The sequence below is a fragment of the Paenibacillus puerhi genome, assembly GCF_009846885.1.
Classification (GTDB): domain Bacteria; phylum Bacillota; class Bacilli; order Paenibacillales; family NBRC-103111; genus Paenibacillus_G; species Paenibacillus_G puerhi.
The window spans coordinates 1-13,359 of record NZ_WUWM01000008.1; the positions used below are offsets into that span (position 1 = coordinate 1).

Annotated in this window: 13 protein-coding genes and 1 pseudogene; 10 read left to right on the plus strand and 4 right to left on the minus strand. The window is 49.8% G+C overall.

The window, feature by feature from the left end:
• Positions 1–331: 331 nt before the first annotated feature.
• From GSF01_RS08590 to sigF, 4 genes are all read left to right on the plus strand, one after another.
• Entirely contained in the window at positions 332–1,489 is a 1,158-nt protein-coding gene (locus tag GSF01_RS08590) for a D-alanyl-D-alanine carboxypeptidase family protein (RefSeq protein ID WP_159883300.1), read from the plus strand.
• A 198-nt stretch (positions 1,490–1,687) separates the two neighbouring features.
• Positions 1,688–2,041, plus strand: coding sequence for an anti-sigma F factor antagonist (spoIIAA, locus tag GSF01_RS08595; protein ID WP_159882884.1), 354 nt, complete (start codon positions 1,688–1,690; stop codon positions 2,039–2,041).
• A complete protein-coding gene (spoIIAB, locus tag GSF01_RS08600) occupies positions 2,038–2,484 on the plus strand; it encodes an anti-sigma F factor (protein ID WP_159882886.1) in 447 nt (148 codons plus the stop codon). Before spoIIAA ends, spoIIAB begins: the two co-directional genes overlap by 4 nt.
• 11 nt (positions 2,485–2,495) lie before the next feature.
• A complete protein-coding gene (gene sigF / locus GSF01_RS08605; protein WP_159882888.1) occupies positions 2,496–3,251 on the plus strand; it encodes an RNA polymerase sporulation sigma factor SigF in 756 nt (251 codons plus the stop codon).
• Positions 3,252–3,320: 69 nt separating this feature from the next.
• Here the strand turns inward: sigF and GSF01_RS08610 are convergent, their stop codons facing one another.
• Entirely contained in the window at positions 3,321–3,533 is a 213-nt protein-coding gene (locus GSF01_RS08610) for a DUF378 domain-containing protein (protein ID WP_159882890.1), read from the minus strand.
• Positions 3,534–3,741: 208 nt separating this feature from the next.
• Between GSF01_RS08610 and GSF01_RS08615 the strand changes: the two genes are divergently transcribed.
• The 5 genes from GSF01_RS08615 to GSF01_RS08635 all read left to right on the plus strand — a co-directional run bounded on the left by GSF01_RS08615 (position 3,742) and on the right by GSF01_RS08635 (position 9,023).
• Positions 3,742–4,410, plus strand: a complete 669-nt coding sequence (locus tag GSF01_RS08615; RefSeq protein ID WP_159882892.1) for a stage V sporulation protein AA — start codon at positions 3,742–3,744, stop codon at positions 4,408–4,410.
• Positions 4,407–4,832 (plus strand): stage V sporulation protein AB, encoded by a 426-nt coding sequence (locus GSF01_RS08620; protein WP_159882894.1) that lies wholly within the window; start codon positions 4,407–4,409, stop codon positions 4,830–4,832. Before GSF01_RS08615 ends, GSF01_RS08620 begins: the two co-directional genes overlap by 4 nt.
• A gap of 70 nt (positions 4,833–4,902) precedes the next feature.
• On the plus strand, positions 4,903–6,900 hold the full coding sequence (locus GSF01_RS08625; RefSeq protein WP_159882896.1) for a spore germination protein: 1,998 nt from the start codon (positions 4,903–4,905) through the stop codon (positions 6,898–6,900).
• Positions 6,901–7,057: 157 nt separating this feature from the next.
• A complete protein-coding gene (lysA, locus tag GSF01_RS08630; RefSeq protein ID WP_159882898.1) occupies positions 7,058–8,389 on the plus strand; it encodes a diaminopimelate decarboxylase in 1,332 nt (443 codons plus the stop codon).
• Positions 8,390–8,579: 190 nt separating this feature from the next.
• Entirely contained in the window at positions 8,580–9,023 is a 444-nt protein-coding gene (locus GSF01_RS08635; protein WP_159882900.1) for a peptidylprolyl isomerase, read from the plus strand.
• Between the two features lie 393 nt (positions 9,024–9,416).
• On the opposite strand, the gene GSF01_RS08640 is transcribed toward GSF01_RS08635, so the two are convergent.
• The gene (locus tag GSF01_RS08640; protein ID WP_159882902.1) at positions 9,417–9,815 is read right to left on the minus strand and encodes a hypothetical protein; all 399 of its coding nucleotides are present in this window, start codon (positions 9,813–9,815) and stop codon (positions 9,417–9,419) included.
• Between the two features lie 240 nt (positions 9,816–10,055).
• On the opposite strand from GSF01_RS08640, the pseudogene GSF01_RS30585 reads away from it, so the two are divergent.
• Positions 10,056–10,816: pseudogene (locus tag GSF01_RS30585) on the plus strand (IS256 family transposase); the annotation flags it as partial.
• A 173-nt stretch (positions 10,817–10,989) separates the two neighbouring features.
• On the opposite strand, the gene GSF01_RS08650 reads toward GSF01_RS30585, so the two are convergent.
• The gene (locus GSF01_RS08650) at positions 10,990–11,727 is read right to left on the minus strand and encodes a hypothetical protein (RefSeq protein WP_159882904.1); all 738 of its coding nucleotides are present in this window, start codon (positions 11,725–11,727) and stop codon (positions 10,990–10,992) included.
• 1,121 nt (positions 11,728–12,848) lie between these two features.
• Entirely contained in the window at positions 12,849–13,157 is a 309-nt protein-coding gene (locus GSF01_RS08655; RefSeq protein WP_159882906.1) for a hypothetical protein, read from the minus strand.
• Between the last annotated feature and the right edge of the window lie 202 nt (positions 13,158–13,359).

Consider the following 13,359-nt stretch of genomic DNA (forward strand, 5'->3'; position numbering starts at 1 on the left):
CGTTGGAATGTCGTAGCATAACTGATCACCGTCCATTAATTGTTATCTATATTATACCATATTAACGCGGTGTCGTCTTAAACTACGCGCAAATAAAAAGAGCTGTCGAGACTTTCTCGACAGCCTGGCCGGACCCCAGGGTCCGGTTTTTTTTGTGAGGCCCCTAGTCTACCGTTTGCCGCTGACTGCCCTTGATATGCTTGCCGCAAACTGATTTTAGGGCTGGCCGAATATTTACCTCCAAAAAGGTCAACAATGATTACCAGCACTTTAAATACTTAGCAATCCTTCAGGAGGGGTAGAACAGGTGAATACCAGACCATGGATCAAAATGTGGATCAGCGCCCTGCTGCTGCTGACACTGGCGATGCCTACGGCGCTAGCCGAGGAGAAGCCGGCTGAGAATAAGGTGGACTTGGCGCCGGGCGCCGTATCCGCCGTCGTGATGGATGTGGATACCGGTACGCTCATCGTCGATAAGAACAAGGATGCCAAGCTTCCGCCGGCAAGCATTACGAAGGTCATGACCATGCTGTTGATCATGGAGGCTATCGATCAGGGCAAGCTGAAGATGGACGAGATGGTACGGACAAGCGAATACGCAGCATCGATGGGGGGATCGCAGATCTTCCTGGAGCCGGGCGAAGAAATGACGGTTAGAGATATGCTGAAGGGAATAGCCATGGCGTCGGGCAATGACGCTTCCGTTGCTATGGCGGAGAAGATCAGCGGCTCTGAGCAGGCTTTCGTCGCGTTGATGAATGAGCGGGCCAAGGGGCTCGGCATGCACAATACGAACTTCGTCAATCCGAACGGACTGCCGGCTGAAAATCATTACTCCTCCGCTTACGATATCGCTTTGATGAGCCAGGAGCTGCTGAAACACGAAGAAATTACTCAATTCACCGGACAGTATCAGGATTATTTGCGCAAGGACACGCAAAAGCCCTTCTGGCTTGTCAATACGAATAAGCTGGTCCGCTTCTATTCGGGAGTGGATGGACTCAAAACCGGCTATACCAGCGAGGCGAAGTTTTGTCTGACGGCAACGGCCAAGCGTGATAATCTGCGCGTCATCTCGGTCGTGATGGGCGAGCCGGATACCAAAACAAGAAATGCCGAGGTCACTAAGCTGTTCGATTATGCGTTCTCCCAATATACGAACCTGCCCATCTACAAGACGGGCGATCCGATCGGCGAGCTGAAGGTCGGCAAGGGAGAGACGCCGGTTATTCCGCTGACAGCCAAGCACTCGTACTCGCTGCTGCTGAAAAAGGGCGATGCCGTGGAAGGCATCCGTCACGAGGTCCAGCTTGATCCGAAGCTCAAGGCACCTGTAGCTATAGGGCAGCCGATCGGTAAAATCGTCGTGTACAAGGGCGACCAGGTGATCAAGGAGTTTGCACTGGAATCCCCGGTGAACGTAACGAAGGCAGGCTGGTGGACGCTCACCAAGCGAACGGCCAAACGACTGTTTTTCTTTGATTGACATCCCAGAATCCCCGCAGCAGAAGTAACGGCCACGCGGGGATTTTTTTGTATACGTACCTCTTTAAAAGGACCCCTGCTGCATTTTCTGTCGCTTTCCTTCTAGTTCTGACGCATTTCTTCTAGTTTTGTCGGGGGGGAAGGAAAAGCTTTCCTGCATGTAGAAACAGTGATTCATGAACGGGAGGGAGTGAACAGCGTGAGCTTACAAATCGAGTTGGAGCATTACCGCAATGCGCTTATCGTCAGGCTTCAGGGCGAGCTGGACCATCATACGGCGGAAGCCGTGAAGACCCGCATGGAGGAAGCGGTTCTGCGAGGGCACAGCACCCATATTATTCTCAGCCTGAAGCAGCTCAGCTTCATGGATAGCTCGGGCCTCGGCGTGATTCTCGGCCGGTATAAGCAGATTACAAGCCGCGGAGGCAAGATGGTGGTATGCGATGTAAATCCGTCCGTATACCGGCTGTTCGAGATGTCAGGTCTGTTCAAAATTTTATCGATTCAAGACAACGAGAGACAAGCGATTCAAAGTCTGGAGGTCGTATCATGAGTGTACGCAATTTTATGAAACTCCAATTCGCCAGCCGCTCTGAGAACGAATCGTTTGCGCGCGTCACGGTCGCCGCATTCGTCTCCCAGCTGGACCCGACGCTTGACGAGCTGACCGATATCAAGACGGTGGTCTCCGAGGCGGTAACCAACTCGATCATTCACGGCTATGATAACAATCCGGAGGGAACCGTTACGATCTCGGCCGAGATCGATGGCGATACGGTTTTAATTTCGGTGGAGGATCAGGGGGGCGGTATCGAGGACCTCGATCTGGCCAAACAGCCGTTATATACGTCCAAGCCGGAGCTGGAGCGCTCGGGCATGGGATTCACGATCATGGAAAACTTTATGGATGAAGTGGAAGTAACCAGTGAGCTTGGCGCCGGAACGTCGATCCGAATGAAGAAGCGAATCGAGTCAAAAAAAGCTTTATTTAATTAGGGGTTGAACCTATGGATGTGGACTTGAAGCAAGCCTCGCACAGCTATCTGGACGATACCGAAGTCAAACGGCTGATCGCGCTCAGCCAATCCGGCGATGCGCTCGCGCGTGAAACGCTTGTCAATTGCAACATCCGGCTCGTATGGTCCGTGGTGCAGCGCTTCCTGAACCGCGGCTACGAGGCGGAGGACCTGTTCCAGATCGGCTGCATCGGTTTATTGAAATCCGTTGACAAATTCGATCTGTCGTACGAAGTCAAGTTCTCCACCTATGCGGTGCCCATGATTATCGGGGAGATACAGCGCTTCCTCCGGGACGACGGGACGCTCAAGGTCAGCCGGTCGCTCAAGGAGCTCGCCAACAAGATCCGCAAGGCCAAGGACGAGCTGGCCAAGCGCAACGGCCGTCTGCCAACGGTCAAGGAAGTGGCTGAGGAGCTCGGCATCACACCCGAGGACGTGGTTTTCGCTCAAGAGGCCAATAAGCCGCTTTCCTCGATTCATGAAACGGTTTTTGAAAACGATGGCGACCCGATTACGCTGATGGATCAAATTGCGGATGAGGGGCAAGAGAAGTGGTTCGACAAGCTCGCGTTAAATGAAGCGATCGGCTCGCTGAGCGAACGCGAGCGTCTGATCGTATACTTGCGATACTTCCGCGATCAGACGCAGTCCGAGGTTGCCAGCCGGCTCGGCATCTCCCAGGTGCAGGTGTCGCGGCTGGAGAAGAAGATCCTGCTTTCCATTAAAAATCAGATCGCTCAGTAGCAGCCCAAAACCCGTCCGGAAGCCCGGACGGGTTTTGGGCTTGTCGTTGTCGTCATCATAGCCCCGCTTCTACCGAGCCCTGGAAGCATTGTCCCGGAACAGCAAGCCGATGCAGTACAGACCGGCTAAGCCTACCAGTGTGTATACGATACGGCTGAGTCCGGAGGATGCCCGGTGGACGTCTCCACCGAGAAGCGCCGTTACCAAATCCCACTGAAACAAACCTACCAATAGCCAGTTGAGCGCTCCGATAATGACGAGGGTCAATGCGGTTTTGGTCATATTGTTTGCACCTTCCTTGTTTAGATAAGTGTGGGTCTAGCTGATTCTGGTATTAGGCTTCCTAGTCCGCCGCATGGCTATTCATAGGAAGGTGCCCACAAGTTTTTCCATATGGGGTGACGATTACAAGTGTGCGTTCCCATTCATACTACCCTTATCTGACAGGAAGGGCTCAGGAAGGAAGGACAGAGAGGAGGTCGCTTGTACGATGGAACCGCAAATTTCTTCAACGCCGCGCGTTTATATCCGCTTGCGCCGAACACTGCGCATCAGTCCCCGGGAGTCCGTAAGGCTGGGGAGGGTCGCTCAGCTGCTTGCGCCGCCCGAGCATGAACGCGAGCTGCTGGAGCTGGAGCTGTACCGTCCCAAGGAATACGACGGCAATCTCGTGCTTGTGGATATGCTGCTTATCATTCGTAAAGTACAGGAAAGATTCCCGGAAATGCAGCTTGAGCTATTCGGCGAGCCGCATACGCTGGTCGAGATACAAAGTGAACCCAAGCGCCCCAATAAAGTGCTGATCGTGCTGGTGTGGCTTCTTTTGTTCGTGGGCTCGGGACTGGCGATCATGAATTTTCATGCCGATGTCAGCATGGCCGAGGTACATCGCCATATTTACAAGCTGCTGACGGGTCAAGAGAAGACGCATCCGTTGCTGCTGCAAATACCTTATTCGCTAGGAATCGGATTGGGGATGATTGTATTTTTTAATCATTTGTTCCAGAAGAAATTCAATGAAGAGCCAAGCCCGCTCGAGGTGGAGATGTTTATGTACCAAGAAAATGTGAATCAGTTCGTTATCTCGGACGAATATGCCAAGCTTCACCGAAAAGAACATCATCAGGACGGGAATGAACGCCCGGTGAAGTCACGATGATCGAGTGGGCCGCGTCTTTGGCGCTTATCTTTATCGGATTAGCCGGCGGCATAGCCGTGGGGAGCGGGATGGTCGCTTTTCTGGTCGTGCTGGACATCATTCCGCGATTGGCGCAGATCTCTCGGTCCTATGGGCATATACGGCTTTATGAAGCCGCCGTGATCGTGGGAGCTCTCTTTTTTACGGTGACCGATTTTTTCGAATGGACCTATCGACTCTTTCCGATGTCTGCGGCCGTATACGGCCTGCTGGCCGGCTGCTTCGTCGGAATGCTGGCGGCCGCCTTGACAGAGGTCATCAATGTGCTGCCGATTATTGCGAAACGGATCGGGATGGAATCTTATATGATATGGCTCTTGATGGCCATGATCTTCGGCAAAGTATTCGGCTCCTTCATCGACTGGCTGGGCATTCTCGGGTAGAGGCTCTGCCGAAGCTTCGCAAGGGGCGCCGGATAACAGAAAGTCATCAGGATTAGGAGGGACGATTACGATGCAAAAGGAATTCAAGCGCGCCAAACGGATGAATCCCCAGCGGAACGGACTTAACACGGGCAACGGGATGACGGAAGAGCCGGAGCTATCCGGGGAAAGACAGGAGGAGCAGGAGGAAGGGTTTGCTCTCCGGCAGGATGAGAATTCATATCTTGAAAGAGAGTCAGAGACCGACCCGAAGCTGGAAATTGATGAACATGGCGATATTATCGGTCAAGCGCGCGAAAGAGCAGAGGTCGGACCGGAGGGCGAGCCGGGGCGGGACCCGGAGAAAACGGGCGCCGAATCCTCTAGCGGAAACGACCCGAAAACCGGCATGAAGGCGGAAGCCCATCTGTCGGAGGAGGAGCGCAGGCTTAAGGAAGATCAGGCGATCCCGGCAACGTTTGCCCGCTTGAAACGGCAGCTTGAGGAAAGGGTCGGCCTGAACAAAAGCTTCGACGTTGTTTTTCGCGAGATGGTGTTCGGAGGGCAGAACACGGGCATTTTTTATTACAACGGATTTGCGAAGGATACCGTATTGACCGATATCCTAATGCGGCTGTCATACGCAGACGAAGAGCATAGAGCGGCGAACGGGGATGTCAGCCTTCCCGGTCACAAGGAGGGGGAAGAGCGCTCCGGCAGCGGGCTCCCGACAGGAGCGGGGCAGCATGTGCAGGGCGGCGTCAGGAATGAGCATTCTAATACCCGGCGTCGTCTCGATGAGGGGGCAGGCGGCGACTCGGACAAGCTGAATATTATCGAGCTGTTTGACCATGCGCTCATTCCCCATATCCAAGTCAAGAAAACGAGCACGCTCAAAGAAGCCATCGATTATGTCGCGATGGGCGGTACGGCCTTTTTCTTCGAGGGAGAGAAGGAGGCGGTGCTGGTCGATGCCAAAGCCTTCCCGGTGCGTTCGACGGAAGAGCCGGATCTTGAGCGGGTCGTACGCGGCTCGCGCGACGGCTTCGTCGAAACGCTGCTCACGAACGTCACGCTGGTCCGCCGGCGGCTTCGCGACCCGCGATTGAAGCTGGAGATCACACAGGTCGGCAAACGGACGCAGACCGATGTCTGTATCGGTTATATCCAGGATATCTGCGATATGGAACTGATCGAAGCTGTGCGCGACAAGATTAAGCAGGTAGACGTAGACGGACTTCCGCTGGCCGAGAAGCAGCTGGAGGAGGCGATAATCGGCAAAGGCTGGAACCCCTACCCGACGGTTCGTTACTCCGAGCGGCCCGACGTCGTTACGGCTCATTTGCTCGAGGGTCACATGATCATTTTCGTAGACACCTCACCATCGGTCATGATCATGCCAACTACTTTTTTCCATCATGTGCAGCATGCCGAGGAATACCGCCAGACCCCGTTAGTCGGCTCCTACCTGCGCTGGGTACGGTTCATAGGCATTGCGGCCTCGCTATTTCTGCTGCCGCTCTGGTTTCTGATCGTCTCCTCTCCGGATCTCAAGCCGGGCGGTCTGGAATTTCTCGGGCCGCAGAAAGCAGGAAAGATTCCGCTAATATTGCAATTCCTGATCGCGGAGCTCGGGATCGATCTGATGAGGATGGCAGCCATCCATACCCCGACCCCGCTGGCTACAGCGATGGGCTTGATAGCGGCCATTCTCATCGGCGACGTTGCCGTGAAAACAGGCTTGTTCGTCAACGAGGTCATTCTGTACTTGGCGGCTGCCGCTATCGGGACCTTTGCAACGCCGAGCTATGAATTAAGTTTGGCGAATCGGCTGGCCAGGCTTGTCCTGCTGATAGCCGCCGCCATCTTCAAGGTCCCGGGTCTGGTCATTGCTTCCACAGGCCTGGTGCTAATGCTGGCGCTTCAGCGCTCTTACAATACGCCTTATTTGTGGCCGTTCATTCCATTTAATGCCAAGGCGATGCTGGATATTCTGGTGCGTCGGCCCTTCTTAACCATGAAATCGCGGATGAGCCTGAACAAAACCGCCGATTCCACGCGTCAGCCCTCTCCCGAACCGGGGCCATGATCGGGAAATCATTGCGATAAGCCTGTCTTCCCAGCGAAGGCGGGCCGTTTTGCATGTTGTGTAACAGGCGCGGATTATGATACTTTAGAAGTAACGGGCTGCAAAAAGTATGACCAATGGAGAATAAGTCCTATAGGGGAAGAGGGAGTTATATACGATGTATTTACACGGCACCAGTACGATCAACAGCAAAGGGCATCTAGAGATTGGCGGCTGCGATACAGTCGAGCTTGCGGAGCAGTACGGTACACCTTTATATGTGATGGATGAGGCCTTGATCCGCCAGCGCTGCAAGGAATTTGTCGACGCCTTCCGAAAGTCCGGACTTCCGTTCCAAGTGGCTTATGCCAGTAAGGCGTTCTGCGTTATGGCCATGTGCCGCATTGCCGAGGAGGAAGGCATGTCCCTGGACGTCGTCTCGGACGGCGAATTATATACGGCTCTGCAAGCCGGGTTTCCCCCGGAGCGCATACACTTTCATGGGAACAACAAAACGCCGCAGGAGTTGGAAATGGCGCTTGACGCAGGCATCGGCTGTTTTGTCGTCGATAACTTCATTGAGCTTCACATGTTGAATGCGATCGCGGGCGAGAAGCGGAAGAAAACGAAGGTGCTGCTCCGAATTACGCCAGGTGTGGATGCTCATACGCATGAGTACATCTCCACCGGCCAGACGGATTCAAAGTTCGGCTTCGATCTGGCGAACGGTTCGGCGAAGCAGGCGGTGTCGGAAGCGTCCGAGCTGCCGCATCTTGAGCTGCTCGGAACGCATTCGCATATCGGCTCGCAAATCTTCGAAGTCGGCGGCTTCCAGCTCGCCGTTGAGAAGGTCATCGGCTTTGCCGTCAGCGTTCGTGCAGAGCTAGGTGTTACCTTCTCGGTGCTGAACCTGGGCGGCGGCTTCGGTATCCGCTATACCGAAAGCGATACTCCACTGCCTGTCGCCGAGTATGTGGCCGCGATAACGTCCACCGTACGCGAGCAGTTCGCCAAGCATGGCTACCCGCTTCCGGAGATCTGGACGGAGCCGGGCCGCAGCATTGTCGGCGATGCGGGCACAACGCTCTATACGATCGGGACCTACAAGGATATCCCGGGCGTTCGCAAGTATGTGGCGGTTGACGGAGGCATGACGGACAATCCGCGTCCCGCGCTGTATCAGGCGCAGTACGAGGCGATGCTGGCCAATCGCGCGGCCGAGCCTGAGGAAGAGGTTGTTTCGATCGCAGGCAAATGCTGCGAAAGCGGCGATATGCTGATCTGGGATACGAAGCTGCCCAAAGCGAGCACAGGAGACGTGCTGGCAGTGGCCTGCACGGGGGCATACAATTACTCGATGGCCAGCAATTACAACCGACTTCGTCGTCCGGCTGTTGTTTTCGTCAAGGACGGGGCAGCGGATGTCGTGGTGGAACGCGAAACGCTTGGCGATCTCGTGCACAAGGATGTCGTGCCGGAGCGGATGAAGCCGGTATCGAAAGCTAGATAGAAGGTTGATAAGAAGGCGAGCGCCGGTGACTCAAGGGCTGCAGCTCTTATTGGAGCGCCGGCTGGCCTTTCGTAGCTGGCCCGGACAGCAGTTCTGACGGCGTTCCTAAGCATAGGAAAGCGTCGATGTGATTTGCTTGTAAATGCCAGTTATGCTAAACTCCATTTATAAATTCATAACCCAAAGGAGAATGATTGTGGCTAAAAAAGGTTCGATCGAGCTTGAAAACGGTGGAGTCATCCAACTTGATTTCTTTCCGGAAGAGGCGCCTAACACGGTAGCAAATTTTGAGAAGCTTACAAATGAAGGGTTTTATAACGGACTTTCTTTCCATCGCGTTATCCCAGGCTTCGTAGCTCAAGGCGGATGTCCGAGAGGAAATGGTACGGGCGGCCCTGGTTACACGATAGATTGCGAGACAAGCACCAACACCAGCAAGCATGAGCGCGGTACTCTAGCTATGGCGCATGCAGGCAAGAATACGGGCGGAAGCCAATTCTATATTTGTTATGCTCCCCAGCCTCACCTGGACAAGCAGCATACCGTATTTGGCAAAGTGACGAGCGGCATGGAGCTGCTCGATAATGTCAAGCAAGGCGACAAAATGAAAGAAGTCAAGGTTTGGGAAGAGTAGAAGAGGACGTATAGTCAAAGCAGTGTTCACGATTTCTTAGGTGGACACTGCTTTTTGTTAGTAGAGGTTACTGATTATATTTATAGTAGACAATTTCAGTCCCCATTCCGGCTCGGAAAAATGCCAAAGTGCAGTTTTTTCACATAAATTTCCTTCCGGTGTGAAAATGCCTGAAATCATGCAAGAATTTCATGGATATTTCTCAGAAGAACGGGTTAAGCGGGAAAAATAGATGCACGTTGGCATGAATTTCACTTGGTGGTCAATTATAGGAAAAAAAAGATGTACGACTGCAGGTCTTTGCGCACATGATAGATTTTTCCGATGAAGATCTAGCCGAATGTTAGGTTACCATCTTATGTTCAACCTATAAAGTTCCGAAATTTCTTTTTTTCATGGCTGGATGGGCTTCAACTCAATAGTTTCGGTTTGCCCATCTACTTTAATCGTTAATATAATGCTTTGGTCTCTTGGCGGCACAGCAAAACTCCCTTGTGTTTCGGTCTTCTTAATTGCATGGTTATTGCTGTCAAGCTTCATATCCTCCCCTGACATACTTCCGCCGATGCGTTTTAACTCATACCCAATGTACCCATCAATTCTTTCTTTTTTCTTATAGGTAACCCTTAATAACTCTCTAGTTATTCCTCCACTTGCATTCGTATAACTTAATTGCGCTTCCCAATTCACACTATCTCCTTTGAATATTCTTTGTTCTTTAGAGGAATAAAAAGACAGTACTACGACGATAAGAATCATGAGAATCAGGACCGAAAAAAATGTTTTTTTCACATTATACCCCTTCCTTCTCAGAAAATAGTAAAAATATATTATACCATATAAATAAATATGAATTCCAAGTAATATTAGAATCAGACCTATAGCACTTTGAGGTCAATCATGGATACTAGGTCTTGGTCGTGCCATATTAGTTTGTAAAATAAAATGTGTAAATTCTCAAAGCTTTAAAATGAAAATAACAAAGAGTTTTGAGCACGCAAATGGGAATATTGCGAAGGGAACAACTTTTAGCATCTTCAGAATCTATATGGCATTGAAGTCTCTCCGACGATGATTTCAAACGTCACGGATCAGATTATCTCGCAGAATCGTCCGCTGCAAGGTGTTTATATGGTCGTGTTCCTGGATGCCATTCACTTCAGCAGGACGGCGTTATCGTAAACATTGATCTGGATGGCAATAAGTATGTATTAGGCATATAGGGCGCCGAGAACGAGATTACCAAGTTCTGGCTCAATGTGCTAAACGACCTCAAAAACCGCGGAGTGTAGGACATCCTCAGAACCTAAGTCGATAATCTGACCGACTTCTCTTTGGAGATCAAGCCTACTACCCGAAGACTGAAATCCAAACATGAAACATTCACCAAATTCGCAATTCGACGCTTTACGTCTTTTACAAGGATTTGAAGAAGTAACTGCCGATCGGAAGATGGTCTTCAAAGCGGCCTGCGAGGAAATCGCGCTAGTGGAGTTCGATCGCTTCGTGGAAAAGTAGGGAGCCAATTACCCGCTCATTATCAGCTCCTGTCGAAGAAACTTGGACGAGCTCGCTACGTTTTATAAATACTCGCCTGAGCTGCGTAAGCTCATATTTACCACCAACATAATTGAAAGCTATCTTTGTCAGCTTCACAAAGTGACAAAATGAAAGAGCCATTCTTCTTAAGCTATGAAGCACTGCTGAAAATGCTTCGCGTCCAAAGCTGGAGACAAATCCTTCTCCAGCTTTCTCTGTTTTTTCCGGAACGGATCGGTCAGCATCTACCATAGGCTCAATTTCATCGAGAGATTCTCTATATACGAGTTTACACAAAATAATGACAGACCCAAGAGTTGTGTAGTAAATAAACTACCAGTGAATTACTTCAATTATATAGAGCGTGTAGAATGTAAATAAAAAAGGCTGCCCAATTCAGCAGCCCGTGCTACAAATCATCAATTTGTTACTTACCAATATTGTGAGTATGGTTTAGTTTCCATGATCCGGTACCTCGGAATATTTCAACATCCATCGATACACCTACTAATGTCCAAACCTCACCTGTACGAACAGGTTTCCAACTCGTTCCCACCCCATAATTAAAGGAATTATTAGTTAATTGATGATTTTGAAATTCTATTTTCTGCACAACTTGGGTTTGATTTTCGTCAGTACCAGTTTGACCAATTCTAACAGAACGATTATCCAGGGTGACTTGAGAATCTTTTGTCCAACCTCCGGAAGCATTTATTATTGTTATATATTCTTTATTATTTTTCGTTTTTGTTTCCCACTCAAGCGTAGTATAAGCTTTTGTGGAATACGCCCCGTCCCATGTTTCTTTGTTTCCTGAAGATGTTGCTAAGGGCCCTATAAACGAAGTAGTGACATATCGACGAGTTTCAGAATTATCTTGTCTATTCTGCTTCACTTGAAATAGTTGGGTTGTACTTGCCACCTCAGCCTCAATTTGTTCACCACTTGTTGTATCTGTATAGGTTGCTCCACCCTTAACATTAGGGGAGCTATAATCCGTTTTTCCTTGAAGGGCACTACTATATAACTGCTCCAAGTCAGTTATTAGCGGTTTAGAGAAAATAATTACATCGTCTGATATTGGAAATGTTTGTGCATGAGACGTAATAGGGAGACTAGATAACATTAACGATGTTGCTAGGGTGAAACGAATTAATTTTTTCAAAATAATGCTCCTTTCGAATGCAAGATTTATATTACAACCATATATTATCATTTAATTCCATATACTAGAATGGTATAATTGACCCTAGTTAGATTATCGAATAAAAGGATATATTGCAATAATTGCTTTAATTAGGATTAATAATATAAATAAATGTTGATTTTTGGGATATTTATATTGGTTGGGTCCTGATTATGTAGTTATAGTAATTTACACCTTTGTAGATATAAGAAAAATAAATAGGACATCATGCTTTTTCTAGATAATATTTTGGCTGATACAACAAATTTTTGAAAAAAGTGTTATGTCCCTGTTATTTGGAAGCCATTCATTCTTTTTAGCGTCATGTATATTCTTACACTTCAGCTTGGTTTCAGCGAGGTAGTATCTACAATCAGATACACAAGTCTCTTAGAACGAGCAACCGCTCTCTTCCTAACTCGGTGGCAAAAAATAAGACTCTTCTTAAACGAATGGATACAGTTTCTAGTGGATGTAAACTTGCCTGATGGGAAGGCACTCGGATCTATACCAGCGAAAGCTATAAGCTTTTTAAGTAAACATCAAATAGCCCATACCATGGTCACAGGAGGTGGGCATAGCCATACTTTTATCAAACATACGCTAGGTCAGCGAATCTTTGATGATCTTGACAACAGATCGTCAAGCGCATGCAGGAGATGGTCGAACCGGTAATTCAATTATTTGAGAGGGATTCAAACCGTTTTCCCTCGCCGTCCCGATTACTCTGTAGATCATCGCGCTCACCTTCACGCCGTTAGGCATGTTGGCAAACAACCAATTCTTCCGTCCGATCACATGTTCAACTGCAAATAGCTAGTTGCAGAGCTGCTAGTCCTTTGATGCGCAGCGGTTTTCGTTTGGTTATATGTGGCAGGGAGCGCTTTTAGCACCTCATAATTTTTCCTGTGTACATGCGCCCAACAGCCCACTAACGTAACGCCCTTCACCTTATGTTAATCGCCATAGAAATACACTAGCAGATAGCTGCTGAAGCTCGACAGGAAATTTCGCGGATGCTCGCCGCCTCGTGTCGGACGGTATCGTACAGCACGATCGGCGGACCCATGCGTCCAGTGCGGCATACCCATCGATACGACTTAGATATCGTCGCTTTGCTTGGCGCGCGATGCAACTAAAGTGTCGTCTCGTCGACATGCAAAATATCCTGCTGGAGCAGATGCTCCTCCATCCGCTGAACTAGCAGAGATAGCCATTGGTCTGCGCAATAAGCATCCAGCCCGCAGCATCTGTGGCGAGAGCGTAAAACCAAAGGGGCAAATTTTTGTTCCTATCGGTATAACGGCTGGTTGTCTAAATACTTTTAGCTCATGATGTACGTTATGCTCGACGGTGAGGCCAAGTTCCTGGAAAACCGGTTTAAGAATCGGCGCAATTACGATGGGCATGTGAATTTCCTCCCCTTCGCAGTGGAGGTAAGATTAGACCAGACGAATATGACGGGTCACCTTCACTAAGGCGGAATGATTGTAATTTCGTTACACATTTCGGTGCTCATTTCATGCCGCGCCGCCCCAGCAAAAGCTAATTTGCTCGATTTCCAGGAGTTCATGATAAATGGTATTCAGTGGAAACTTGTCCACCTTGGCT